24 protein-coding genes, 1 tRNA gene and 1 pseudogene are annotated in these 23,971 nt (G+C 66.9%); 15 read left to right on the top strand and 11 right to left on the bottom strand.

Annotated features, from left to right (window positions below; genetic code table 11):
- The first annotated feature begins 51 nt into the window (after positions 1-51).
- Together JNK84_RS13205 and JNK84_RS13200 are read left to right on the top strand one after the other, a co-directional pair.
- Positions 52-366: an integration host factor subunit alpha gene (locus tag JNK84_RS13205; RefSeq protein WP_293424789.1), complete on the top strand. Its 315-nt coding sequence runs from the start codon at positions 52-54 to the stop codon at positions 364-366.
- 141 nt (positions 367-507) lie between these two features.
- Positions 508-763 (top strand): annotated as a pseudogene (locus JNK84_RS13200) (MerR family transcriptional regulator); the annotation flags it as partial.
- Positions 764-1,446: 683 nt separating this feature from the next.
- Here JNK84_RS13200 and panC read toward each other — a convergent pair.
- Both panC and JNK84_RS13190 read right to left on the bottom strand, forming a co-directional pair.
- Positions 1,447-2,298 carry a pantoate--beta-alanine ligase gene (panC, locus tag JNK84_RS13195; protein ID WP_293424787.1) on the bottom strand — a complete coding sequence of 284 codons (852 nt, stop codon included), beginning with the start codon at positions 2,296-2,298 and terminating at the stop codon, positions 1,447-1,449.
- A gap of 30 nt (positions 2,299-2,328) precedes the next feature.
- A complete protein-coding gene (locus JNK84_RS13190) occupies positions 2,329-2,550 on the bottom strand; it encodes a DUF2842 domain-containing protein (RefSeq protein ID WP_293424785.1) in 222 nt (73 codons plus the stop codon).
- A gap of 88 nt (positions 2,551-2,638) precedes the next feature.
- On the opposite strand from JNK84_RS13190, the gene JNK84_RS13185 reads away from it, so the two are divergent.
- The gene (locus JNK84_RS13185) at positions 2,639-3,724 is read left to right on the top strand and encodes a COX15/CtaA family protein (protein ID WP_293424783.1); all 1,086 of its coding nucleotides are present in this window, start codon (positions 2,639-2,641) and stop codon (positions 3,722-3,724) included.
- A gap of 4 nt (positions 3,725-3,728) precedes the next feature.
- Here JNK84_RS13185 and JNK84_RS13180 read toward each other — a convergent pair whose 3' ends face one another.
- The 3 genes from JNK84_RS13180 to JNK84_RS13170 all read right to left on the bottom strand — a co-directional run bounded on the left by JNK84_RS13180 (position 3,729) and on the right by JNK84_RS13170 (position 6,481).
- Positions 3,729-5,012: an O-acetylhomoserine aminocarboxypropyltransferase gene (locus JNK84_RS13180; protein ID WP_293424781.1), complete on the bottom strand. Its 1,284-nt coding sequence runs from the start codon at positions 5,010-5,012 to the stop codon at positions 3,729-3,731.
- Positions 5,013-5,111: 99 nt separating this feature from the next.
- Positions 5,112-5,663 carry a CoA-binding protein gene (locus JNK84_RS13175; protein WP_293424779.1) on the bottom strand — a complete coding sequence of 184 codons (552 nt, stop codon included), beginning with the start codon at positions 5,661-5,663 and terminating at the stop codon, positions 5,112-5,114.
- Positions 5,660-6,481 (bottom strand): enoyl-CoA hydratase, encoded by an 822-nt coding sequence (locus tag JNK84_RS13170; protein WP_293424777.1) that lies wholly within the window; start codon positions 6,479-6,481, stop codon positions 5,660-5,662. Before JNK84_RS13170 ends, JNK84_RS13175 begins: the two co-directional genes overlap by 4 nt.
- Positions 6,482-6,576: 95 nt before the next feature.
- Between JNK84_RS13170 and JNK84_RS13165 the strand changes: the two genes are divergently transcribed.
- On the top strand, positions 6,577-7,026 hold the full coding sequence (locus JNK84_RS13165; RefSeq protein WP_293424775.1) for a PaaI family thioesterase: 450 nt from the start codon (positions 6,577-6,579) through the stop codon (positions 7,024-7,026).
- Positions 7,027-7,133: 107 nt separating this feature from the next.
- Here JNK84_RS13165 and JNK84_RS13160 read toward each other — a convergent pair whose 3' ends face one another.
- Positions 7,134-8,726, bottom strand: coding sequence for an AMP-binding protein (locus JNK84_RS13160; RefSeq protein ID WP_293424773.1), 1,593 nt, complete (start codon positions 8,724-8,726; stop codon positions 7,134-7,136).
- 227 nt (positions 8,727-8,953) lie between these two features.
- On the opposite strand from JNK84_RS13160, the gene JNK84_RS13155 reads away from it, so the two are divergent.
- The 3 genes from JNK84_RS13155 (at position 8,954) to rpsI (ending at position 10,803) form a co-directional block, all read left to right on the top strand.
- On the top strand, positions 8,954-9,658 hold the full coding sequence (locus JNK84_RS13155; protein WP_293424771.1) for a glutathione S-transferase N-terminal domain-containing protein: 705 nt from the start codon (positions 8,954-8,956) through the stop codon (positions 9,656-9,658).
- Positions 9,659-9,862: 204 nt separating this feature from the next.
- The gene (gene rplM / locus JNK84_RS13150) at positions 9,863-10,324 is read left to right on the top strand and encodes a 50S ribosomal protein L13 (protein ID WP_293424769.1); all 462 of its coding nucleotides are present in this window, start codon (positions 9,863-9,865) and stop codon (positions 10,322-10,324) included.
- Positions 10,325-10,326: 2 nt separating this feature from the next.
- Positions 10,327-10,803: a 30S ribosomal protein S9 gene (rpsI, locus tag JNK84_RS13145; RefSeq protein ID WP_293424767.1), complete on the top strand. Its 477-nt coding sequence runs from the start codon at positions 10,327-10,329 to the stop codon at positions 10,801-10,803.
- Between the two features lie 66 nt (positions 10,804-10,869).
- Here rpsI and JNK84_RS13140 read toward each other — a convergent pair whose 3' ends face one another.
- Complete coding sequence (locus tag JNK84_RS13140; RefSeq protein WP_293424765.1) at positions 10,870-11,262, bottom strand: VOC family protein; 393 nt, start codon at positions 11,260-11,262, stop codon at positions 10,870-10,872.
- Between the two features lie 94 nt (positions 11,263-11,356).
- Here JNK84_RS13140 and JNK84_RS13135 point away from each other — a divergent pair, with 94 nt between their 5' ends.
- On the top strand, positions 11,357-12,175 hold the full coding sequence (locus JNK84_RS13135) for an alpha/beta hydrolase (RefSeq protein ID WP_293424763.1): 819 nt from the start codon (positions 11,357-11,359) through the stop codon (positions 12,173-12,175).
- Position 12,176: 1 nt separating this feature from the next.
- Here JNK84_RS13135 and JNK84_RS13130 read toward each other — a convergent pair whose 3' ends face one another.
- Positions 12,177-14,204 carry a PhoX family protein gene (locus JNK84_RS13130; protein ID WP_293424761.1) on the bottom strand — a complete coding sequence of 676 codons (2,028 nt, stop codon included), beginning with the start codon at positions 14,202-14,204 and terminating at the stop codon, positions 12,177-12,179.
- A 226-nt stretch (positions 14,205-14,430) separates the two neighbouring features.
- On the opposite strand from JNK84_RS13130, the gene JNK84_RS13125 reads away from it, so the two are divergent.
- Complete coding sequence (locus JNK84_RS13125) at positions 14,431-14,643, top strand: hypothetical protein (RefSeq protein WP_293424759.1); 213 nt, start codon at positions 14,431-14,433, stop codon at positions 14,641-14,643.
- Positions 14,644-14,812: 169 nt separating this feature from the next.
- Here JNK84_RS13125 and glnA read toward each other — a convergent pair whose 3' ends face one another.
- Together glnA and JNK84_RS13115 are read right to left on the bottom strand one after the other, a co-directional pair.
- Entirely contained in the window at positions 14,813-16,222 is a 1,410-nt protein-coding gene (glnA, locus tag JNK84_RS13120) for a type I glutamate--ammonia ligase (protein ID WP_293424757.1), read from the bottom strand.
- 62 nt (positions 16,223-16,284) lie between these two features.
- Positions 16,285-16,623: a P-II family nitrogen regulator gene (locus tag JNK84_RS13115; protein ID WP_106748590.1), complete on the bottom strand. Its 339-nt coding sequence runs from the start codon at positions 16,621-16,623 to the stop codon at positions 16,285-16,287.
- Between the two features lie 356 nt (positions 16,624-16,979).
- Here JNK84_RS13115 and JNK84_RS13110 point away from each other — a divergent pair, with 356 nt between their 5' ends.
- Complete coding sequence (locus JNK84_RS13110; protein WP_293424749.1) at positions 16,980-18,464, top strand: NAD(P)H-hydrate dehydratase; 1,485 nt, start codon at positions 16,980-16,982, stop codon at positions 18,462-18,464.
- On the opposite strand, the gene JNK84_RS13105 is transcribed toward JNK84_RS13110, so the two are convergent.
- Positions 18,457-19,740, bottom strand: coding sequence for a multicopper oxidase family protein (locus JNK84_RS13105; protein WP_293424747.1), 1,284 nt, complete (start codon positions 19,738-19,740; stop codon positions 18,457-18,459). The genes JNK84_RS13110 and JNK84_RS13105 overlap by 8 nt on opposite strands.
- 119 nt (positions 19,741-19,859) lie before the next feature.
- Here JNK84_RS13105 and JNK84_RS13100 point away from each other — a divergent pair, with 119 nt between their 5' ends.
- From JNK84_RS13100 to clpX, 5 genes are all read left to right on the top strand, one after another.
- Complete coding sequence (locus JNK84_RS13100; protein ID WP_293424745.1) at positions 19,860-20,006, top strand: hypothetical protein; 147 nt, start codon at positions 19,860-19,862, stop codon at positions 20,004-20,006.
- Positions 20,007-20,128: 122 nt separating this feature from the next.
- Positions 20,129-20,213, top strand: a tRNA-Leu gene (locus JNK84_RS13095).
- A gap of 44 nt (positions 20,214-20,257) precedes the next feature.
- A complete protein-coding gene (gene tig / locus JNK84_RS13090) occupies positions 20,258-21,616 on the top strand; it encodes a trigger factor (RefSeq protein WP_293424743.1) in 1,359 nt (452 codons plus the stop codon).
- Between the two features lie 169 nt (positions 21,617-21,785).
- Entirely contained in the window at positions 21,786-22,421 is a 636-nt protein-coding gene (gene clpP, locus JNK84_RS13085) for an ATP-dependent Clp endopeptidase proteolytic subunit ClpP (RefSeq protein WP_293424741.1), read from the top strand.
- 288 nt (positions 22,422-22,709) lie between these two features.
- The gene (gene clpX, locus JNK84_RS13080; protein WP_293424739.1) at positions 22,710-23,966 is read left to right on the top strand and encodes an ATP-dependent Clp protease ATP-binding subunit ClpX; all 1,257 of its coding nucleotides are present in this window, start codon (positions 22,710-22,712) and stop codon (positions 23,964-23,966) included.
- The last annotated feature ends 5 nt before the right edge of the window (positions 23,967-23,971 follow it).

Raw genomic sequence — 23,971 nt, 5'->3', positions numbered from 1 at the left:
GCCGGTCGATCCGGCCGCGATTGAGGCATGGGTCCTGGGGGGGGGGTCGATATGGCGGGCAAGACCGTCACGCGCGCTGATCTTTGCGAGGCCGTCTATCAGAAGGTCGGACTGTCGCGGACCGAATCGGCGCAGCTCGTCGAACTCGTTCTGAAAGAGATGACCGACTGTCTCGCCGACGGGGAGACGGTGAAGCTGTCGTCGTTCGGCTCGTTCATCGTCCGCTCCAAGGGCGAGCGCATCGGGCGCAACCCCAAGACCGGCCAGGAAGTGCCCATCGCGCCGCGTCGCGTCATGGTTTTCAAGCCGTCGAACATCCTGAAGGCCCAGATCAACGGCCAGAGCGGCGAAGGCCTGAAGGACTGAGTCCTCGCTGTCGGGCCAGCCCGAAATTTGAACCTTTCCTAGCGTCATTCGCGATTGCCGCGCGGACACGAATCCGCCACCGTTCCGCCGCCCGGTATGGCTATGACCTTCGGGCACTCTCGCGAAAAACCGGATTGATTGGTGGACAAGGCACCGGACGCATATCGCACGATCAGCGAGGTCGCCGACGACCTCGATCTGCCCCAGCACGTCCTGCGTTTCTGGGAGACGCGGTTTGCCCAGATCAAGCCGCTGAAGCGCGGCGGCGGCCGGCGCTATTACCGTCCCGAGGATATCGACCTCCTGAAGGGCATCCGCCACCTGCTCTACGGCGAGGGCTATACGATCCGCGGTGTCCAGCGGATCATCAAGGAGAGCGGGGTCAAGGCCATCCAGGCGCTTGGGCGCGGCGAGGGCGCGGCGGGTCTGCCGAAGCCCAAGGGCCCCGAGATCATCGGCTCGGACATGATCAGCCCCGGAGCTTCGGCGCGCGGCGCCATGGCCGAGGACGAGATCGGGCCCGACGATGCGGCGGATGCCGACATGGAGCCGGACGAGCCGGCGGCACCGGCCCAGCACGGGCTTCGCTCCGGTCTCAAGGGACTGTTCCGAGGCGAGCGGGCCGACCCGGTCCGGCCGCCGCTGGCGCTCGACGCCGAGCCTGCCGGCCGGCCGCTCGGCGGCGACAATTACGGCGAACGGCCTTTCGCGGCGTTCCGGCGCGAGCCCGTGCTGGACGGGCCGGTTCGTCGCGAGGCCGCGACGGCGGATGCCCGCGCGTCGCATGCTGGCGAGGCAGCCGGCAGCGAAACGAGAGCTGCCGCCGGCGCCGCTGATTTCCGCGCTCCGGCACGCCCGGCGGCAGCCCCTGAAATGGCCCACCGGGCAGCGGAAGTGGCATCGCCGCCCGAGGAGCGGCGGATGCCGTCGCAGGCCGCCGAACCCGCGCCGGCCCAACCCGCGTCGCGCCGGCTCAGCGCCGATGATGTCCGCAGGCTTCAGGCGGCGATCTACGAACTGACGGAATGCCGGAAGCGGCTCGATCAGGCGATTGTCGTTCGCTGACGGGCGCCGCCTGCGTCAATCGACGGCGATATTGTCGATCAATCTCGTCGCGCCGAGCGTCGCCGCAGCCAGCAGCCTGCGGGGCCGGCCGGGGCGCGGTTCGCCGAGGTCGGCGGCATCGCGCAGTTCCAGATAGTCGGGCGCAAAGCCGGCGGCCGCGATCGCCTCGCGGGCGTGGGCGAGGGCGCTTTCCGGCGCTCCTCCGGCGGCGATGCCGGACGAGCAGGCCCGCATGATGCGGTGCAGCTCCGGCGCTTTCGCGCGATTTTCGGGGGAGAGGTAGACGTTGCGCGAGGACATGGCGAGGCCGTCCGGCTCGCGCACGGTCGGCGCTCCGATCACCTCCACCGGCAAATCGAGGTCGGCGGCCATGCGGCGGATCACGGCGAGCTGCTGGAAATCCTTCTCGCCGAAGACGGCCACATCGGGAGCCGACTGCGTGAACAGCTTGGCGACGATGGTGGCGACACCCGCGAAGTGGAAGGGTCGCGAGACGTCCTCCAGACCCGCCGTTGCAGGCCCCTTCAGGCTGACGGTCGTGGCCGCGTCCGGCGGGTACATGACCTCGACGGTCGGGGCATAGACCGCGTCGGCGCCGATCTCGGTCAGCTTCGCGAGATCCGCCTCGAAGGTGCGGGGATATTTCGAGAAATCCTCGCTCGGGGCGAACTGGGTCGGGTTGACGAAGATCGAGACGATCACCCGGTCGGCGTGACGTCGGGCGATTTCGACCAGCGAGATATGCCCGGCGTGGAGGGCGCCCATCGTGGGCACGAGGCCGACGCGCTTGCCCCGGGCTCGCCACGAGGCGACGAGGGCGCGAAGGTCGGGGACGGTGCGGGCGATGGCCGGCGCGATGGCGGTCAAGGCGGAACTCCGATGCTGCGACTGCGAAGGTCAGGCAGTCTCGTCATCCGGATCGGGTTTGGCCATCCACCAGATGACCAGCATGGCCACCGGAATCCAGGCGATGCCGGCCAGCGCATAGAAGACCGGCTCGCCGACCGGGCCGAAGCGGCGCACGGCATTGTGCATGATCGCCATGACCAGGAGGGCGTAGAACGCCACCCAGGCGACGAGCAGGACGGTGCCGAAGAGCTTGCGGGTGCGCTGGCGCATGAAGAGGTCCGGTCCGGCGTGCCTTGTTCGGCACCGGCCGGGTCTATATCTCTCCGGCGGTGCCCATCACAAGCCGGAGGTTTGCCGCATGACGGCCGTTGCAGCGCGTTCCGCGAGCCCGCAGTCCGACCGCATCGTGCGGTTGTGGCTGTTCGGCGTGGCGGCGCTTGTCTTCGCGATCGTCGTGGTGGGCGGTGCGACGCGGCTGACCGATTCCGGCCTGTCGATCACCGAATGGAAGCCGGTGACCGGCGCGCTGCCACCGCTGTCGCATGCGCAATGGCTGGAGGAGTTCGCCAAGTACCGGGCGAGCCCGCAATATGACGCGATCAACCGCGGCATGAGCCTGGGCGATTTCCAGTTCATCTTCTGGTGGGAATGGGCGCACCGCTTTCTCGGCCGGCTGATCGGCGCGGCCATGCTGCTGCCCTGGCTGTTCTTCGTCGCCAAGGGCTGGCTGCGCGGCCGGCTGGCGGCGGCGACCTTCGGCATCGGCGTCCTGATGGGCGTTCAGGGCCTCGTCGGCTGGCTCATGGTCGCGTCGGGCCTTGAGCCCGGCATGGTCTATGTCGCGCCGCTCAAGCTGATGTTCCACCTGACGCTCGCCTGCCTGATCTTCGCGCTGCTGGTGTGGGTGGCGCTGGGACTCGGACAGGGTAGGGAGCGCGAAGCGCCGCCCGACCGGGTTCGCTGGGGCGGCATCGCGGTGCTGGCGCTGCTGGCGCTTCAGATCGCGCTCGGCGCGCTGGTCGCGGGCAACCGCGCGGGCATGCGCTTCAACGACTGGCCGCTGATGGACGGCGCGTGGATTCCGCCCGCCAACGTGCTGTTCGACCGGCCGACCGTCGCGGAGGCCTTCGTCGATTCGCTGGCGCTGGTGCAGTTCAACCACCGCCTCGCCGCCTATGCTCTGCTCGCTCTGGCCCTGTGGCACATGCTCGCCGCGCGCGGCACCGCCTTTGCGAAGGGGGCGGTGGTGCTGTTCGGGCTGATCGCCGCGCAGGCGGTGATCGGCATCGTGACGCTGATGCTGGTCGTGCCGCTCTGGGCGGGCCTCGCTCATCAGGGCTTCGCGGTGCTGGTCCTCGGCCACGCGCTCGCGCATGTCCACGGCCTGACGCGGGCACGGCGGGCAGGACGCGAGCCGATGGCCCGCGCCCTCCCGGCGGAATAGGCGCTCACACCGCCGAGAGCGCGCTCTCCAGGTCGGCGATGATGTCGGCGGCGTCCTCGATGCCGATGGACAGGCGCACCACCTCCGGACCGGCGCCGGCCAGCGTCTTCTGCTCGTCCGAGAGCTGGCGGTGGGTGGTCGAGGCCGGATGGATCACCAGCGAACGCGTGTCGCCGACATTGGCTAGGTGCGAGAACAGCTTCACCTCCGACACCAGCTTCACGCCGGCATCGAAACCGCCCTTGAGGCCGAAGGTGAAGACGGCGCCGGCGCCCTTCGGGGCATATTTCTTCGCCAGCGCATGGCCCTTGTCGGTCGGCAGGCCGGGATAGCTGACCCAGGCGACCTTCGGGTGCTTCGACAGGAACTCCGCGACCTTCAGCGCATTGGCCGAGTGGCGCTCCATGCGCAGCGGCAGCGTCTCGATGCCGGTGAGGATCTGGAAGGCGTTGAACGGCGACAGCGCCGGCCCCAGATCGCGCAGGCCGAGCACGCGCACGGCGATGGCGAAGGCGAAATTGCCGAAGGTCTCGGCGAGGACGATGCCGCCATATTCCGGGCGCGGCGCGGTCAGGAACGGGTAGCGGCCCGACTTGATCCAGTCGAACGAGCCGCCATCGACGATGACGCCGCCGATGGAATTGCCGTGGCCGCCGAGGAACTTGGTGGCCGAATGCACGACGATGTCGGCGCCGTGCTCGAACGGCTTGATCAGGTAGGGGGTCGCCAGCGTGTTGTCGACGATCAGCGGGATGCCGTGCTTCTTCGCGATGGCCGAAATGCCGGCAATGTCGGTGATGTTGCCGGCGGGATTGGCGATGCTCTCGATGAAAATCGCCTTGGTCTTCGGCGTCACCGCCTTCTCGAAGGAGGCGAGGTCGTCCTGATCGGCCCAGGTCACGCGCCAGTCGAAGCTCTTGTAGGAGTGGTTGAACTGGTTGATCGAGCCGCCATAGAGCTTCTTCGACGCGACGAATTCGTCGCCCGGCTGCAACAGGGCGTGGAAGACGAGGAACTGCGCGGCATGGCCGGATGCGACGCCGAGCGCCGCCGTGCCGCCTTCAAGCGCGGCAACGCGCTCCTCCAGCACGGCGTTGGTCGGGTTGCCGATGCGGGTATAGATGTTGCCGAAGGCCTGCAGGCCGAACAGCGAGGCCGCGTGGTCGACATCGTCGAACACGAAGGAGGTCGTCTGGTAAATGGGCGTCGCGCGCGCGCCGGTGGTCGGGTCGGGCTGCGCGCCTGCGTGAACGGCAAGGGTCGAGAAGCCCGGAACGCGATCGGCCATCATATCCTCCTGAGTGCCGCAAGGCGGCCTGTTTCATCCCCGTACAGGGATTGTTTTTCTAGTTTGGCGCTCATGCGAGCGTCAAGCGAATGAAATTTTCTACTTTCCGCTCGGGCCGGAACCGAAAGTCTGCCGCAGGCCCAGCTTCTGGAACTTGCCTTCCTTGAGCTGCGGTGCGCGCTTGGCCGAGATGGTCCGCGAGTTGACGCCCATCCAGGCGATCTCGGAGGAGAGTCGCCCGAGCTCGATCTTCGGGCAGCGGTTCATGACCACTTTCAGGCCGGCGGCTTCGGCCCTCGCGGCCGCGTCGTCGTTGCGCACGGAGAGCTGCATCCAGATGACGCCAGGCTTCGGATCGAGAGCGAGGGCTTCATCCACGACGCCGGCGGCGGCCTCCGAGTTGCGGAAGATGTCGACCATGTCGATCGGCTCCGGAACATCCTTCAGCGTCGCATAGACGGTGCGGCCGAGGATTTCCTTCCCCGCGAGGCCGGGATTGATCGGATGGACGCGATAGCCGCGGTCAGCCAGGTATTTGAGCACGAAGAAGCTTGGCCGGACCTCGTTCGCCGAAGCGCCGACCATGGCGATGGACTTCACCGAGGCGAGGATGCCGCGAATGGCGTCGTCGGCGTAGCTGTCGTGGTTCACCGATCCTCCCATCGCGGTTCGCGCTTGCCCAGCAGCGCTTCGATGCCCTCGGCGGCATCGCGCGCCAGCATGTTCTCGACCATCACGGCGCTGGCGTGGTCGTAGGCCTCGGCCAAGGTCATGTCGATTTGCCGATAGAAGGCGGTCTTGCCGGTTTTCACGGTCAGCGCCGATTTCGCGGCGATGACGGTGGCGAGCGCCTGAGCCGCCGGTACTTCCTCGCCCGCCGGCACCACGCGGTTGACGAGGCCCATGCGGTGAGCCTCCTCCGCCGGGATAGGCTGTCCCAGCAGCAGCATTTCCATGGCGTGCTTGGGCGCGACGTTGCGCGAGAGCGCGACCATCGGCGTCGAGCAGAACAGGCCGAAATTGACGCCGGGCGTGCAGAAGCGCGCTTCCGACGAGGCGACGGCGAGATCGCAGGAGGCGACAAGCTGGCAGCCGGCGGCGGTCGCCAGACCCTGCACGGCGGCGATGACCGGCTGCGGCAGGTTGACGATCTGCTGCATCATCGAGGAGCAGCGGCCCATGATGTCGGCGTAATAGGCGCGGCCGCGATCGGCGTCGGCGCGGCGCGCGGTCATTTCCTTGAGGTTGTGGCCCGACGAATAGACCGGTCCGACGGCCGTCAGCACCACGGCGCGCACCGAACTGTCCGCCGCGATGGCGCGCAGCGTTTCCGACAGCGCCGCGAGCATGGCTTCCGACAGGCTGTTGCGGCTCGACGGATCGTCCATGGTCAGCGTCGCGACGCCGCCGGCATCCTGCCGGGCGAGAATTCTGTGGCCGGTCGTCGGAGCCGGGGAGGGCGCGTTCATCTCCATCCGCCTTTCGCAAGAGGGACGCACCGGACCTTGGCCCGCTAACCTCCCGGCTTCAAGGCGGCCGAACGGCCGCGACAGGATTGGCCGCCATGTCCGACGCGCAGACGATACCCCCGAAAATGACGACGGAGGCGATGGAGACGTTCCTCGAACGCGAATTTCCGCAGGTGTTCGGGGCAGGCAAGCTCTATCATGTCGAGACCGTCGGCCACCGCTTCGCGCGCATGCGCTGCCGCTACGACGCCCGCCAGCTCCGGCCGGGCGGCACGATTTCCGGCCCGACCATGATGACGCTGGCCGATACCGGGCTCTATGTGGCGATCCTTGCCTCGATCGGTCCGGTGGCGCTGGCGGTGACCACCAACCTCAACATCAACTTCCTGAAGAAGCCGGCGCAGCGCGACCTGATCGCCGAATGCCGGCTGATGAAGCTCGGCAAGCGATTGGCGGTCGGCGAGGTTTCGATCTGGTCGGATGGTGAGGCGGAGGAACTGGTCGCCCATGCGACCGGCACCTATTCGATCCCGCCGGAGCGCTGACGAGATCCCAGGATCGTTGCGGACCCTCAACGTCATGCCCGGCCTTGTGCCGGGCATTCGCGACCTGAACGCAAGCGTCCCACTCCTTTCCTTCGGACCGGCGGCTTTCAAGCCTCTTGCAGGCGCTTGCGCAGCTCCGCCTTGGCGATCTTCTCCAGCGTCGAGCGCGGCATGTCGTCGACGAGGTGGATTTCGCGCGGCACCTTGAAGTCGGCGAGGGCGGAGCGGCAAGCGGCGAGGACCGTGTCGGCGAAGCCGGGCGGCGCGCCGTCGAGACCACCCTGCGGGATGATGAAGGCAACGGGCACCTCGTCCAGCATCGGGTGCTTCCTGGCGACGACGGCGACCTCGCGCACGCCCGCGACCTGCACGATGGTCTGCTCGATCTCCGAGGCCGCGACATTCTCCCCGCCGACCTTCAGCATGTCCTTGTCGCGGTCGGCGAAGCGGATGAAGCCGTTGTCCAGCAGCATCACTCGGTCGCCGGTGATGAAATAGCCGTACTCGTCGAAGCTCTCGTGCATGGCCTTTTCGTTGAACAGATATTCCTTGAACAGCGACAGGCCGGGAATGCCGCGGATCAGCAGATGGCCGGTGCCGCCGGGCGGAGTCGGCGAACCGTCGGCATCCACCACGCGGATCTCGTATTCGGGTGCGGCACGGCCGATGGCCATCGGCGTGTTCGGCTGGTGCAGCTCGCCGACGATGCCGTGGGTGATGGTTTCGGTCATGCCCCACCAGCCGATGGTCCTGATGCCGAATCGCGCGTCGGTCGGCGGCGCGGAGACCGCGCTGCCCCAGAGGCGGAACGTGTGCTGCTTGGGGATGTCGCGTTCCATCAGCGCGCGCACGCAGAAGGGTACGACGGAGGTCCAGGTGCAGCGGTGCTCGGCGGCGGTCGACCAGAAGCGGCTCGCCGAAAAGCGCGGCTGGATGACCGCCGTTCCACCGACCCACAGCGTCGCCAGAACCGAATAGGCCAGCGCGTTGGTGTGGAACAGCGGCAGGTGGACGAGGTGGATGTCGTCCGGCCTGAGGTCTTCGTGGGCGGCGTTGATCTTGGCGCCCCAGAGCGCGTTGGCGTGGGTCCAGAGCACGGCTTTCGGCCGCGCCGTGGTGCCGGATGTGTACTGGACGCTGCATGGCCAGAGCGGGTCGTGCTGCCGGCGCGGACGGTCGCCCGCCTCGGCGAACAGGGCGTCGAACCGATCCGCCTTCTCCGGCAGCCGCGCGTCGGGCGCAGGTTCGCCGCCGTCATTGTCGGTGACCGCCAGCCAGCGGAGCGCCGGGCAGTTGGCGGCGACGATACCGGCATAGGCCGGCTGGGTGATGGCGGCGACCGCGCCGCAATGCTCAGCGAAATAGGCGACTTCCGGCCCGGCCGAACGCGTATTCGTCGTGACGGCCACCGCGCCGAGCTCGACGCAGGCATACCAGGCAAGAAGCGCCTCGAGGCAGTTGTCGAGATGGATCAGCACGAACTCGCCCGGTTTCACGCCGCGTCTTGCAAGACCCGCCGCAAGCGCGCCGACGCGAGCATGGAAGGCGGCGTAGGTGAGGGTGACGGACGGGCGCTCGAACGGCGCCCAGACGATGAACGGATGATCGCGTCGGGTCTCCGCGCGCAACCTGAGAAGCCAGGGCACGTCCAGTCCGGCGAAGGGGCCGGCATGGCCCGGCGCGAGGGTCGGCATCGGCATCTGGCATTTCCCCTTGAAGATGGTCGGGCGGTTCGGCCGCTTCTTGGTCAGCGATCAGCCTAGCAAGCGCCGCGGGCGGCTCAACACGGCCGTTCCGGAGAGAGGTTGTGTGGGTCCGTGGCCTGCGCGCGACGCAGGCGGCCTGTTGCCAAATCACACCTTGTTCGCGGGGTGGCGCTGCCCATCTGTCCCCGGCGGCCGTCGCGACCGGCCGATCAGGAGCATCCATGACCGATCTGTCCGCCTTTCCGATCACCCGCCGCTGGCCGGCTGAGCATCCCGACCGCATCCAGCTCTATTCGCTGCCCACCCCGAACGGCGTGAAAGTCTCGATCATGCTGGAGGAAACCGGGCTCCCCTACGAGCCGCACACGATCAATATCGGTCAGAACGAGACCTGGGGTCCGGAATTCCTGTCACTCAACCCGAACGGCAAGATCCCAGCGATCATCGATCCTGATGGCCCCGGCGGAAAGCCACTCGGCCTGTTCGAGTCGGGGGCGATCCTCCTCTATCTCGCCGAGAAGACCGGCAAACTGATCCCCGCCGATCCGGCGCGGCGGATCGAGACGATCCAGTGGGTGTTCTTCCAGATGGCCTCTGTCGGTCCGATGTTCGGGCAGGTCGGCTTCTTCCACAAATTCGCCGGCCGTGAATACGAGGACAAGCGCCCCCTGCAGCGCTATGTGGCGGAATCGAAGCGCCTGCTCGGCGTGCTGGAGACGCGGCTTGCCGGGCGCAGATTCATCATGGGCGACGACTTCACCATTGCCGACATTTCGCTGCTCGGCTGGGTGCGCAATATCGTCGGCTTCTATGGCGCGGGCGATCTCGTCGAGTACGGCAAGCTGAAGGAGGTTCCGGCCTGGCTGGAACGCTGCCTCGCGCGGCCGGCGGTGCAGCGTGGCCTGGAGATTCCAAAGCGGCCGTAGGCCCGACGGGCCGCGGCAAGTGCTTGCGAAAACGGCGGTAATTTTAGGGTATCAAAATACCTATTTTATAAGCCATTGAAATAGCTATAAAATATCGCCGAAACTCGCATTGACGCGCGGCAGGCGCTCGCCTATAGCCCTTCCCGACGCGGCTGCCGGTTCCGGTTCGCCGCTCGGAATTCTCCAAAACCGGAAGACACAACCATGAAGACCTATGTGGCGAAGCCCGCCGAGGTCGACAAGAAGTGGGTTCTGATCGACGCGAAGGGCCTGGTTGTCGGCCGTCTCGCGACGATCGTGGCGATGCGCCTGCGCGGCAAGCACAAGGCCACCTATACCCCCCATGTCGATTGCGGTGACAATGTCATCATCATCAACGCGGACAAGGTGGTTTTCACCGGCCGCAAGTGGGAACAGAAGGCCTACTACCACCACACCGGCTATCCCGGCGGCATCAAGGAGCGCATCGCGAAGACCATTCGCGACGGCAAGTTCCCGGAGCGCATCGTCGAGAAGGCCGTGGAGCGCATGATCCCGCGTGGTCCGCTCGGCCGGCAGCAGATGTCGAACCTGCGCGTCTATGGCGGCGACAAGCATCCGCATGAGGCCCAGTCGCCGACCGTCCTCGACGTCGGCACCATGAACACCAAGAACGTGAGGGCCTGACGATGGCTGAGACCGTTTCGTCCCTCGAGGGCCTTGCGGCCCTGAAGCCGGCGGCGGCGGATGCGCCCCGGCACGTCCAGAAGCTCGACAAGCAGGGCCGCGCCTATGCCACCGGCAAGCGCAAGGACGCGGTCGCCCGCGTCTGGGTGAAGCCCGGCTCCGGCAAGATCACCGTCAACGACCGCACGCTCGAAGTTTACTTCGCCCGTCCGGTGCTGCGCATGCTGCTGAAGCAGCCGCTGGTCCTCGTCGGCCGCGACACGCAGTACGACATCAACGTCACGGTCGCCGGCGGCGGACTTTCGGGTCAGGCCGGCGCGGTGCGCCACGGCATCTCCAAGGCTCTGACCTATTACGAGCCGGACCTGCGCGGCGCGCTGAAGCGCGGCGGCTTCCTGACCCGCGACAGCCGCGTGGTCGAGCGCAAGAAGTACGGCAAGGCCAAGGCCCGTCGTTCCTTCCAGTTCTCGAAGCGCTGATCGCCTTCAGATCGACTTATCGGAGAAGCCGGGCCTCGCGCCCGGCTTTTTCGTTTTGGGGCGGCGTCAGCGCCCGACATGGGTGGCGATCCACCAGGTATTGCCGGAGGCGTCGGTAAAGCCGCCGCGCCGGTCGCCGTCACCCTTCTCGGAGGGCTCCTGCGCGCTGGTCGCGCCAGCCGCGAGGGCGCTGGCGTAGGTCGCGTCGACATCCGGCACATAGACGTGAAGCCAGACCGGAAGGGCCGGGAATTCGGCTGTCGCGTCGGCGATCATCACGACACTGTCGCCGATCCTGAGCGATGCATGAAGGACCGAGCCGTCTTCGCGCGGCAGGTTCATCATTACCTCGGCGCCGAATATCCGCTGCAGGAAGTCGATGAGGGCGCCGGCACCCTTCGTCATGACATAGGGCGAGACGATCGGATGGTCTTTCGCGGCGAAGGAGGCTTGCGTCATCGGGGCGTTCCTCATGAGCGGGCAGGGGTCCACGGCGGCTGCGCATGAGCTTAGTCTGGCGATGCGACCGCCGTGTCAGCAGCCAGGTTCCGATATGCCCATCGATGTATCGCCAGTTCCGCAGGATCTCCGCGACGCCGCCTACAATAACGGGCAGGCGGTGCCGGGATGGGGCGAGAAATTCGCGCGCTGGACGGAGGAGTCCGCAGCCATCCGTGCCCGCCATGCCGCGACGATGGATCTGCCTTACGGCCCGCGCGAGCGGAACAGGATCGACCTCTTTCCCGGCGTCAGCCCCGACGCGCCCTGCCTCGTCTATTTCCACGGCGGCTACTGGATGCGGAATTCGCGCGACATGTTCGCCGTGCTGGGCGAGGGCGTTACGGCGCATGGCTGGTCGGTGGCCATTCCCGGCTACACGCTGGCGCCTGACGCGTCGCTCTCCGACATCGTCGCCGAGTGCGGTGCGGCGCTGGACTGGCTGACGGCCAGCGGCGTGCGCCACGGCGTTGCCGGCCCGCTGATCGTGTCGGGATGGTCGGCCGGCGGGCACCTCGCGGCCATGGCTCTGTCGCATCCGGGGGTGCGAGCGGGGCTCGCGATTTCCGGCCTGTTCGAACTGGCGCCGCTGCGTGACACCTATCTCGACGAGAAGCTGAAACTGACCATGACCGAGATCGCCGACCTGTCGCCGCTCAGGCGGCCGGCGGTGATGAAGCCGCTCGCCATCACCTATGGCGATGAGGAATTGCCCGCGCTGGTGGCCAATTCCCACGCCATGCATGCGGCACGAGCGAGGCAGGGGGCTGCCGGCGACCTGATCCCGATCGCCCGCGCCGACCACTTCTCGATCCTCGACGAGATGCGAACGCGCGACGGCGCTCTGACGCGTGCGCTGCTGGCGCTCGCCTGATCTAGCTGCCGATCTTGCCGCCGCCGCGCCGGGTGATCGCAACGATGGACGGTCGTGGCGGCATGTCCGGCCTGAAGTCCGGCCAGCGGGTCGAGGGGTTCTCGTAGGTCGCCGGCGCGGCGTTCGGATCCTCGGGATCGGTCTCGCCGGGATGCTGAATCGCGACGAAGAACGTCTCGCCGTCCGGCGTGAATTCAGGGCCGCAGAGCTCGGCGCCGAACGGGGTTTTGAAGAACAGCTTGGACGTGCCGCGCGCGGCGCCCTCGGTCTCCATCGCCCACACGCCGTCATTGCGCTGCGTGCGGCCGGGCGTGTTGCCGTCGGTGGCGACCCACAGGCGGCCATCAGCGTCGATGGCGCAATTGTCGGGCATGCCGAACCAGCCGTCCTTGGAGGTCCGGCTGTTGAAGGTTGCGCCGACCGCGGCCAGCGCCGGGTCGCCGCAGCGCACGAGGATGTCCCAGGTGAAGCGCGGCGCGGCGTGGTCGCGGTTGTCGGGCAGCATCTCCACGATGTGACCGAAGCGGTTGTCGGCGCGCGGATTGGCCGGGTTCACCTGCTCGGTCGTGCGGCGGTTGTTGTTGGTGAGCATGACATAGACCTTGTCGGTGGCCGGATTGGCCTCGACATCTTCCGGGCGGTCCATGCGGGTGGCGCCGAGGAGGTCGCCGGCCCGGCGCGCCTCGATCACCACGTCGGCCTGGCTGTGGAAGCCGTTGGCCGGTGTGAGCGGGCCCTCGCCGAAGACCAGCGGCAGCCAGTCGCCGGTGCCGTCGGCATTGTAGCGGGCGACCGACAGCGCACCGGAATCGAGCAGTGTCATGTCGCGGGCGCGGTCGCCGGAGACACGGCCCTCGGTGACGAAGCGATAGACGTAGTCGAAGCGCTCGTCATCGCCGGAGTAGAGGACATACCGGCCCGACCGCGCGGTGATGCCGGCCGCGCCCTCGCGCTTGAAGCGGCCGAGCGCTGTGCGCTTCCTCGGCGTGAAGTTCGGGTCGAAGGGGTCGATCTCGACGACCCATCCGAAGCGGTTGGCTTCGTTGGGTTCTTTCGCGACGTCGAACCGGGCCTCGTAGTCGCCCCAGTTCATCCAGCGGCCTGGAATGCCCATGCGGCGGTAGTTGGCGGTCTCGGCATGGCCCTCGGGCAGGCGTCCCGAGAAATAGCCGTTGACGTTCTCCTCGCAGGTCAGCCAGGTGCCCCAGGGCGTCCGTCCGCCGGCGCAGTTGTTGAGCATGCCGAGGACCCGGCGGCCGGTGGGATCAGCCGCTGTCCGCAGGCGGGGATGGCCGGCGGCAGGGCCGGTGATCTCCATTTCGGTATGCGCGGTGATGCGGCGGGCATAGCGCGAATCCGACACCACGGCCCATGTCTCGCCGTCGCGGCGGACCTCCAGCACCGTGCCGCCATGCGCCATCATCTCGACGGCGGCGAGTTCGGCGGTCATGCCGGCGAAGGCGCGCTGACGGCCGAGCGGTCCGCCGGCATCCTGCCGGCCAAGGCCGGGGAACATCAGTTCCTCGTTGGTATATTCGTGATTGACGCAGAGAAGCCCGTGCCGGGAGCCATTGTCCGCGCCGGGCATCGGGAAATAGCCCAGATAGTCGTTGTTGTAGCCGAACTGGCGGGCCTGCGACGCCGCGGTCTGCCGCGCCGGGTCGAAGGCCTGTGCGCCCGGCAGGACCGCGTCGCCCCAGCGGATCAGCACCTCGGCGCGATAGCCTTCCGCCACCTCGGCCCGATCGGTTGGTTGGGAGGACAGTTCTGTGAAGGCAAAGGACGGCGTCGGGTTGGCCGCAGCGGGCTGTGCTTCGGCGAGCGTCGCCGGGCCGAGGGCCGCCGAGATCGCCCCGACGCCGAGCAGGCCGCGCATCAGGTCGCGGCGGTTGAAGCGCTCAGCGACGATGTCGCCGAACGTTGCGCCCGTGACCGGGCTCAGCCCGGCATTCTCGGCCTCTTCGGCGGTCTGCGAACTGTTGCGCAGCGGCGCATGCGCGGCGTGCGGTTGAACTGCGTCTTGGGCCATGGCGGGCGTCCGTTTGCGAAAGCCTAGCCCTAGCCCTAGCCGGTCGATTGCGACAGGCCGGTGAAATACGACCCTCGCGCATCAAGTGAAACCGAAATGCCACAGCGCCGCTCAATCGCCGGCACGGCGACGACATGGTCCGGATTTGTCGAAACTTAAAGGCATCGTTTACGGGATGGCGCCTAGCATCCGGACCTTAGGGAGCCAAGGCGTTCGGAGTTGCGTGATGGACCGAGTGCTCGGACTGGCCACTGTCGAAGCCGACATGGCAAAGCTCATGCGGGCCGCTGAGCGGGCGGGAATCGCCCTCGGCTGCATCGACCCGGAAGAAACGGGGCTTGTCCTTCCAGGTGACGAGAAGGACCCGTCCTGGACGCTCGGCCGCATCGGTGCGTGGGCGATCACCGGCGCGCTGGCGGCGGCCTTCCTGGTGTTGTGAGCGCCTGACTGGCGCGTTCTCGCAGATCCCGAACAGCGGACAGAAAAACGGGCGCCGAAGCGCCCGTTCCGAAGGTGACCGCGCATTGCCACGCGGTTGGGAGGAAGTCTGAATTCCTGGCCAGGAGCCGGGAGTAGGGGCGGACCATGTCCGGTCCGCCCCGTCCGGATCAGACCGAGTAGTACATGTCGTACTCGATCGGGTGCGGGCTCATCTCGAAGCGCATCACCTCGGTCATCTTCAGCTCGATGTAGCTGTCGATGAAGTCGTCGTTGAACACGCCACCAGCCTTCAGGTAGGCGCGATCCTTGTCGAGGCTCTGGAGAGCTTCGCGCAGGCTGCCGCAGACGGTCGGGATCTTCTTGAGCTCCTTCGGCGGGAGGTCATAGAGATCCTTGTCCATGGCCGAGCCCGGATCGATCTTGTTGGTGATGCCGTCGATGCCGGCCATCAGCATCGCCGCGAAGGCGAGATAGGGATTGGCGGTCGGGTCGGGGAAGCGGACCTCGACGCGCTTGGCCTTCGGGTTGTTCGTCCACGGAATACGGCACGACGCCGAGCGGTTGCGGGCCGAGTAGGCCAGCAGCACCGGAGCCTCGTAGCCCGGGACCAGACGCTTGTAGGAATTGGTCGACGGGTTGGTGAAGGCGTTCAGCGACTTGGCGTGCTTGATGATGCCGCCGATGTACCAGAGGCACTCTTGGCTCAGATCGGCATATTTGTTGCCGGCGAACAGCGGCTTGCCGCCCTTCCAGATCGACTGGTGCACGTGCATGCCCGAGCCGTTGTCGCCGAAGACCGGCTTCGGCATGAAGGTGGCCGACTTGCCGTAGATGTTGGCGACCTGATGGATGCAGTACTTATAGATCTGCATCTGGTCGGCCATGTAGGTCAGCGTGTCGAATTTCATGCCGAGCTCGTGCTGGGCGGAAGCGACCTCATGGTGGTGCTTCTCGACCTTCACGCCCATCTTGGCCATGGAGGCGAGCATCTCGCCGCGCATGTCCTGCAGCGAGTCGATCGGCGGAACCGGGAAATAGCCACCCTTGGTGCGGACGCGGTGGCCGAGATTGCCGCCTTCGTAGTCCGTGTAGGAGTTGATCGGCAGTTCCGAGGAATCGACCTTGAAGCCGGTGTGGTAGGGCTCGGCGGAGAACTTCACGTCGTCGAACACGAAGAACTCGGCTTCCGGGCCGACGAAGATGGTGTCACCGATCTTGGTCGACTTGAGGTAGGCCTCGGCCTTCTTGGCGATGCCGCGCGGGTCGCGGTTGTAGGGCTCGCCGGTCGAGGGCTCGAGAATGTCGCAGACGATCGACAGCGTCGTCTCGGCGAAGAACGGGTCGATCTGGGCGGTCGACGGGTCGAGCATGAGCAGCATGTCGGACTCGTTGATCGCCTTCCAGCCCGCGATGGACGAGCCGTCGAACATCGTGCCCTCGGCGAAGATCTCCTCGTCGATCATGGTGATGTCGAAGGTGACGTGCTGCCACTTGCCCCGCGGGTCGGTGAAGCGGAGATCGACGTACTTCACGTCGTTCTCCTTGATCATTTTCAGGACATCCTTGGCAGTCGTCATAGTGCTTCCTCGTTGGTTTGCACGTTCGCTTCACTGGCGGGAGAGCCCGCCGGAACTCAAGGTCAGATCGCGTCGAGACCGGACTCGCCGGTGCGGATCCGTATGGCTTCCTCGATGGTCGAGACGAAGATCTTGCCGTCACCGATGCGGCCGGTCTGCGCGGCGCGGCGGATGGCGTCGATCGCCTTCTCCACCATGTCGTCCGGCATGACGATCTCGATTTTCACCTTCGGCAGGAAATCCACGACATATTCAGCGCCGCGATAGAGCTCGGTATGGCCCTTCTGGCGGCCGAAGCCCTTCGCCTCGGTGACGGTGATGCCCTGGAGCCCGACCTCCTGCAGCGCCTCCTTCACCTCGTCGAGTTTGAAGGGCTTGATGATCGCCTCGATCTTCTTCATTCCGATCCTGCTCCTGTAGTCCAGTCGCCGGCATTCGGCGCCGCCACCCAGACCGCCGCGTGGGCTAGCACGAGATGTGCCAGAGTGCGGCGTTGCGGATTCCGCTGCATTTCCAGCGGGAAAGCAGTTGCAGGGTGCGAGTGCGCATCAGGCCGATGACAGGCTCTGATCAAAAAGCATGCAACATGCCCGTTCTGTAAGCAATTGCGTTGCGCGTACCGCGAGTGCACTGCGGAAGGGCGTGTGACAATCGCCTAATGTTTGGGCAGTGAGGCCCGACAGGGCATTCATTCGGGACTCATTCGGGACTTGGGCAGGCGTTGACCGGCGGTATTTCGAGCGCCGACACTCACGCCATGCTCGAATTGCTGACACCCGCTGAAATGGCCGAAGCCGACCGCCTGACCATCGCCGCCGGCACGCCGGGGCACGTGCTGATGGAGCGGGCTGGCATCGCGGTGGCGGATGCCGTCGCGCGGCTCGCGCCGTTCGGCGGACGCGTCGCCGTGCTCTGCGGGCCCGGCAATAATGGCGGCGACGGCTATGTCGCCGCGCGCGTGCTGCGGCAAAGAGGATTTCGCATCGCGGTCGCCGCGAGCGATCCGCCGCGCGCGGGCGATGCGGCGCGGGCGGCCGGACAGTGGGGCGGTCCGGTGACGCCCTTGGCCGACTGGCGCGCGGGGGAGCCCGATATCGTGGTCGATGCGCTCTACGGAGCGGGCCTCGGGCGCGACATTGCCGGCGCGGAGGCGACCGTCATCGCGGCGCTGAACGAAGCGGGCCGGCGGATCGTCGCCGTCGACATTCCCTCAGGGATCGACGGGCGTACGGGCGCCGTGCGCGGCATCGCGGTGCGGGCGCATGAGACCGTGACCTTCTGCCGGCGCAAGCCGGGTCATCTCCTGCTGCCGGGCCGGCTCCATTGCGGCACGCTGCGGACCGCCGATATCGGCATCTCCGACGAGGCGGTCGCGAGGACCGGCGCGCGCGTCTTCGCCAACGAACCGGCGCTCTGGCAGGGGCTTCTGCCGTTTCCCCGCGCCGAGGGTCATAAATACGGTCGCGGCCATGCGGTGGTCGTCTCCGGCGGCATGACCGCGACGGGAGCGGCGCGGCTCGCCGCGCGCGGGGCGCTGCGGGGCGGCGCCGGACTGGTGACGCTCGCCTCGCCCCCGGAGGCATTGCAGGTCAATGCCGCGCATCTGACCGCGATCATGCTCCAGCGGATGGAGGGAGCGCCGGGCCTTGCGGAGATTCTCGCCGACCGGCGACGCAACGCCGTCTGCCTCGGGCCGGGCCTCGGCGTCGGGGGCGAGACGCGCGCGCTGGTCGCCGAGGCGCTGGCGAGCGGTGCGTCCGTGGTGCTGGACGCCGATGCCCTGACGAGCTTTGCCGATGGCCCGGGGCAGTTGTTCTCCGGGATTCGGCTCTGGCCGGAGCGACCGGTGGTCATGACCCCGCATACCGGCGAGTTCGCCCGGCTGTTCGGCGGGGTGGGGGACGAGTCAAAGCTCGACCATGCGCGCCGGGCGGCCGAGCTCTCGGGCGCGACCGTGGTGCTGAAAGGCGCGGATACGGTGGTGGCCACTCCGGGCGGGCGGGCCTCCATCGCCGCCAACGCGCCGCCCTGGCTCGCGACGGCGGGCTCGGGCGACGTACTGGCGGGGATCATCGCTGGCCTGCTGGCGCAGGGCATGCCGACCTTCGAGGCGGCGAGCGCAGGTGTCTGGATGCATGGCGAGGCGGGCAGGGCGGCCGGCATTGGCCTCATCGCGGAGGATTTGCCGGAGAGGCTGCCGGGTGTGTGGGCGAATCTCCTGGATATTAGCAAGGTCAGCTGACCTCGAACCAGATCATGCGCGGCCCCGGCTCGGCATTGATCGCCTGACAGGTCACCCGCCAGCGGCCCGGCGTCTCGGCAAGGAAGGCGATGCGGTTGGTCGAGCGCGGCGGGCAGATCACCGTATCGATGAAGAAGGGTTTCCAGCCGTCATCCATATTGTCGAGCAGCCGGGCTGGGTGGCCGTGCCAGTGGACGGCGCAGAAGCGATCTGTCTCGTTCTTCAGCGCGACCATGACCACGGAGCCGCGGCGGGCGCGGAAGGCGGGCGATGCGGCCGGTGTCGTGTCGGCGCGGCCGCCGAACAGGAGTTCGCCGCCGGGTCCGTCCTGAAGCGCGAGGTCCAGCCGCTGGGCGCGGCGAAAGTCGAGGGTCTGTGGCAGCGGATTGGCGGGGAGGGGCTCCGGCGGCGGCAGGGCCTCCCCGCGTGTTGGCGCCTCATTGGCTATGGCGAGCGCGCCGGCCAGCGAGCCGCCGCCGAGCTGTGCGAGGCTGATCGGGACCGATGTGCCGGGCGGACCGGTCACGTCCCACATCGTCTCGGCGCGCTGGCCGGGGCCGAGCACGAGGCGTCCGCCGTCGAGGCGGAAGGGCTCGCAGGGCTGGCTGTCGAGCGCCACCAGCGTCAGCGCCTGATCCGGCGCAGCGAACTGGATGAGCCTGTGCGGGGTGGCGTTGGCAAGGCGAAGCCAAAGACGCTCGCCGGCTCTCGCCTGAAGCGCGAGTTCCGGGCGGCCATTGACCAGAATGCGGTGCGGCGCGCCTTCCCGCGGCGCGGTTTCCGCCAGATGCAGGACGATTTCGCGGGTGTCAGCGGGCGGGGCGGGATGATCGACGAGGAGGATTCCGCCGAGCCCGTCGCGCATCTGGCGCGGGCCGTCTGCGACAAGGCCCGGGTGATAGAGGAACGCGCCGGCATCGCGGGGCGTGATGGTGAGATCAGCCGTGGCGCCGGCGGCAAGGGGAGAAGGCGCGAACGTGTCGGAAGAGGCGGCTGGCAGCCGCAGGCCGTGCCAATGAAGAGAGGTTGCCTCGGCAAGGTTGTTGGCGAGGCGGACGGAGAACGCTTCCCCGCGTCGCGCGCGCAGGACGGGTGGAATGCCGGCCGCATCATAGGAGAGCAGCGATCTGTCCGGTCCCGGCTCCAGCCTTTGTGCCCGGATCGATGCCGGATGCGGCTGGGCACGGACCCTCGGCGCTCCGATCATGGTGACGGGGACCGCCAGCGCGAGCCCGGACAGGAGGGTGCGGCGGTCGAGGCGAAGGGGCAGGGACATGACGGTCGGACGGTCTTTCCAGTGCATTCAGTCCCTAACACGGGCGGGAAACCCCGTCCCGTTTCGGGATGGCACGACGCTTGACTGGCGGGCTTCAGGTTTTCCGCTGGAGACGACCCATGATCAAACTCGTGCTTCTCGCCGTTGCAGGATTGATGGCGGCGTCCCAATTCGGGCTCTTGCCGCATGGACAGGCCGCCTTCGTGCTCAGCGCCGCCATCGGCACCGTGGTGATGGTCTGGATCGGGCTCTTCGCCCGCATATGACCGAATAGCGCAGCGCCAGCCGTCATTTTCTTGATGCAATGGCGGAATGGCGGTGTTATGAGGCCGCGCCCGGAGGGTGACTTGCATCCACCGGGGCGAGAAGCTATTTCGAGCGGCCCTCGGCGGGCGTGGTGGAATTGGTAGACACGCGGGATTTAGGTTCCCGTGGCGAAAGTCGTGGGGGTTCAAGTCCCTCCGCCCGCACCAGCCTGCCCGGCCGATCCGGACACGAACACGAAAGAATCCAAGTCATGCAGGTGACCGCCACCCTGTCCGAAGGTCTGAAGCGCGAGTTTCGCGTGGTGGTTCCCGTGACCGACCTTGCCGAGCGCGCCGCCGCGCGGCTCGACGACCTCAAGGGCCGCGTCAACATCAACGGTTTCCGTCCCGGCAAGGTGCCGACCGCGCACCTGAAGAAGCTCTACGGCAAGGCCGTGCTGGCCGAGACCATCGAGGCGCTGGTCGGCGAGGCCAACCAGAAGATCGTCGAGGACAATGGCTTCAAGCTGGCGCAGGAGCCCTCGGTGAAGCTGCCCGAGGCAGAGGCGGACGCCAAGGCCGTGTTCGACGGTCAGGCCGACCTCGACTATACGGTCGCCTTCGAGGTGCTGCCGACCATCCAGCTCGCCGATTTCAAGGGCATCAAGGTCGAGAAGCCGGTTGTCGAGCCGTCCGACGCCGACATCCAGTCGATGCTCGAGACCATGGCCAAGCAGAACCGCCCGTTCGAGGCCAAGGCCGACGGCGCGAAGGCCGAGGACGGCGACCGTCTGACGATCGGTTTCGTCGGAACGATCGACGGCGAGAAGTTCGACGGCGGCACGGCCGAGGACATCCAGCTCGAGCTCGGTTCGAAGTCGTTCATCCCGGGCTTCGAGGACCAGCTGGTCGGCGTCAAGGCCGGCGAGGAAAAGACCGTCAAGGTCAAGTTCCCGACCAACTACATGGCTCAGAACCTCGCCGGCAAGGATGCCGAGTTCGCGGTGACCGTGAAGTCGATCGAGGCTCCGGGCGAGCGCGCCATCGACGAGGAATTCGCCAAGATGGTGGGCTTCGAGGACCTTGCCAAGCTGCGCGCGGCTGTCTCGGACCGTCTGAAGAGCGAGTATGTCGCCGCGTCGCGCCGCAAGGTGAAGCGTTCGCTGCTCGACGCGCTCGACGAGCGCCATTCCTTCGACCTGCCGCAGACCCTCGTCGACCAGGAGTTCGACAGCGTGTGGCGTCAGGTCACCCAGGACATGGAAGGCCGCGGCAAGACCTTCGCCGACGAGGATACGACCGAGGAGAAATCCAAGGACGAGTACCGCAAGATCGCCGAGCGGCGTGTGCGCCTCGGCCTGGTCCTTGCGGAGATCGGCGAGAAGGCCCAGATCAAGGTCAGCGACGAGGAAGTGTCGCGCGCCGTCGTCGAGCGGGCGCGCCAGTTCCCCGGGCAGGAGCAGCAGGTCTGGGACTACTATCGCAAGAACGCCCAGGCGCTTGCCTCGCTTCGCGCCCCGATCTTCGAGGAGAAGGTCGTGGACTACATTCTGGAACTCGCCGACGTGACCGAGAAGACCGTCTCCAAGGACGACCTCTTCAAGGACAACGAAGACGATGAGGCCGCCTGAACGGCGCCGCGAACGGACAATTCCTGATTGAGGGAAGGGCCGCCGCGAGCGGCCCTTCGCCGTTCCGGACCCACCGGGATTCACCGTGCATGCGCATTGCCGTTAGGATGGCGTCAAAGAGATTCGGCCGAAACTCGGTGCGAATCGCGCCCCACGAGGACCAGAGACCATGAGAGACCCGCACGACACGCTGATGAACTATCTGGTCCCGATGGTGGTCGAGCAGACCAACCGCGGCGAGCGGTCCTACGATATCTATTCGCGGCTCCTGAAGGAGCGGATCATCTTCCTGTCGGGCCCGGTCGAGGACGCCATGGCGACGCTGATCGTCGCCCAGCTCCTGTTCCTCGAGGCGGAGAACCCGAAGAAGGAGATCAACATGTACATCAACTCGCCGGGCGGCGTCGTCACGGCGGGCATGTCGATCTACGACACGATGCAGTTCATCAAGCCGCCGGTCACGACCCTGTGCATGGGCCAGGCCGCCTCGATGGGCTCGCTGCTGCTCACCGCCGGCGCCAAGGGCCAGCGCTTCGCCCTGCCGAATTCGCGGATCATGGTGCACCAGCCCTCAGGCGGCTATCGCGGCCAGGTCACCGACATTCTGATCCACGCCGAAGAGGTCAAGGAACTGAAGGCACGGCTCAACGGCGTCTATGTGAAGCACACCGGCCGGACGCTGAAGGAGATCGAGGACGCCCTGGAGCGTGACAATTTCATGTCGGCCCAGAAAGCGCTGGAATTCGGCCTCATCGACAAGGTGATCGAGGAGCGCGCCGAGGAACCGGACGCTGCGAAGAGCTGATGGTCTCCGCGGGGGCGTGGTTGTCGCCGACGTGTCGCATTTGGGACACCATCGGCGGCCCAACCCTTGCATAGACTGGCTTCACGATGGCGTGTGGCCGCCTTCCAGATGGCGGCCGCGCGCGACAAATAGCGTTAATCCTTTCTTGATCCCGCGGGGAGCACCATGTTTGGCTAATCGGCCGACTGTGTTCCAGGAGGGAGCCGAGACCTCGGGGAAGGGCCCTTGTGGCCAATACCCAGTCAGTCGCCCAGGCCAGGTTCGGCGGGGGCGCATTGGAGAGAGACGATGAGCAAGGCCGGCAGCGACGCGAAGAACACGCTCTACTGTTCCTTCTGCGGCAAGAGCCAGCATGAGGTTCGCAAGCTCATCGCAGGACCGACGGTCTTCATCTGCGACGAGTGTGTCGAACTCTGCATGGACATCATCCGGGAGGAGTCCAAGTCCTCGCTGGTCAAGTCCAAGGACGGCATCCCGACGCCGAAGGAAATCTGCAAGGTTCTGGACGACTATGTGATCGGCCAGTTCCACGCCAAGCGCGTGCTGTCGGTGGCGGTGCACAACCACTACAAGCGGCTGAACCACGCGACGAAGCACAATGATGTCGAGCTGTCGAAGTCGAACATCCTGCTGATCGGCCCGACCGGTTCCGGCAAGACGCTGCTCGCGCAGACCCTTGCCCGGATCCTCGACGTGCCCTTCACCATGGCGGACGCGACGACGCTGACCGAAGCCGGCTATGTCGGCGAGGACGTCGAGAACATCATCCTGAAGCTGCTCCAGGCCTCCGACTACAATGTCGAGCGGGCGCAGCGCGGCATCGTCTACATCGACGAGATCGACAAGATCTCGCGCAAGTCCGACAACCCGTCGATCACCCGCGACGTGTCGGGCGAGGGCGTGCAGCAGGCCCTTCTGAAGATCATGGAGGGCACGGTCGCCTCCGTGCCGCCGCAGGGCGGCAGGAAGCATCCCCAGCAGGAGTTCCTGCAGGTCGACACGTCCAACATCCTGTTTATCTGCGGCGGCGCCTTCGCGGGGCTGGAGAAGATCATCTCGCAGAAGGGGCAGGGCACCTCGATCGGCTTCGGCGCGACGGTGCGGGCTCCGGAAGAGCGCCGCACCGGCGAGATCTTCCGCGCGGTCGAGCCGGAGGACCTGCTGAAGTACGGCCTCATCCCCGAATTCGTCGGCCGCCTGCCGGTTCTGGCGACGCTGGAGGATCTCGACGAGGCCGCGCTCAAGAAGATCCTTACCGAGCCGAAGAACGCGCTGGTGAAGCAGTATCAGCGCCTGTTCGAGATGGAGAACGTCGATCTGTCGTTCCACGAGGATGCGCTGGGCGCCGTCTCCCGCAAGGCCATCGAGCGCAAGACCGGCGCGCGTGGTCTCCGGTCGATCATGGAGAGCATCCTGCTCGACACGATGTACGACCTGCCGGGCCTCGAAGGCGTCGAGGAGGTCGTGATCTCCGAAGAGGTCGTGCAGGGCAAGGCCCGTCCGCTCTACATCTATTCGGAGAAGGAGAAGGCGCAGAGCGCCTGATCCGG

Source organism: Phreatobacter sp. (genome assembly GCF_016793595.1).
In the GTDB taxonomy this organism is placed as follows: domain Bacteria; phylum Pseudomonadota; class Alphaproteobacteria; order Rhizobiales; family Phreatobacteraceae; genus Phreatobacter.
This window is presented reverse-complemented; position numbering and strand designations above follow the sequence as displayed.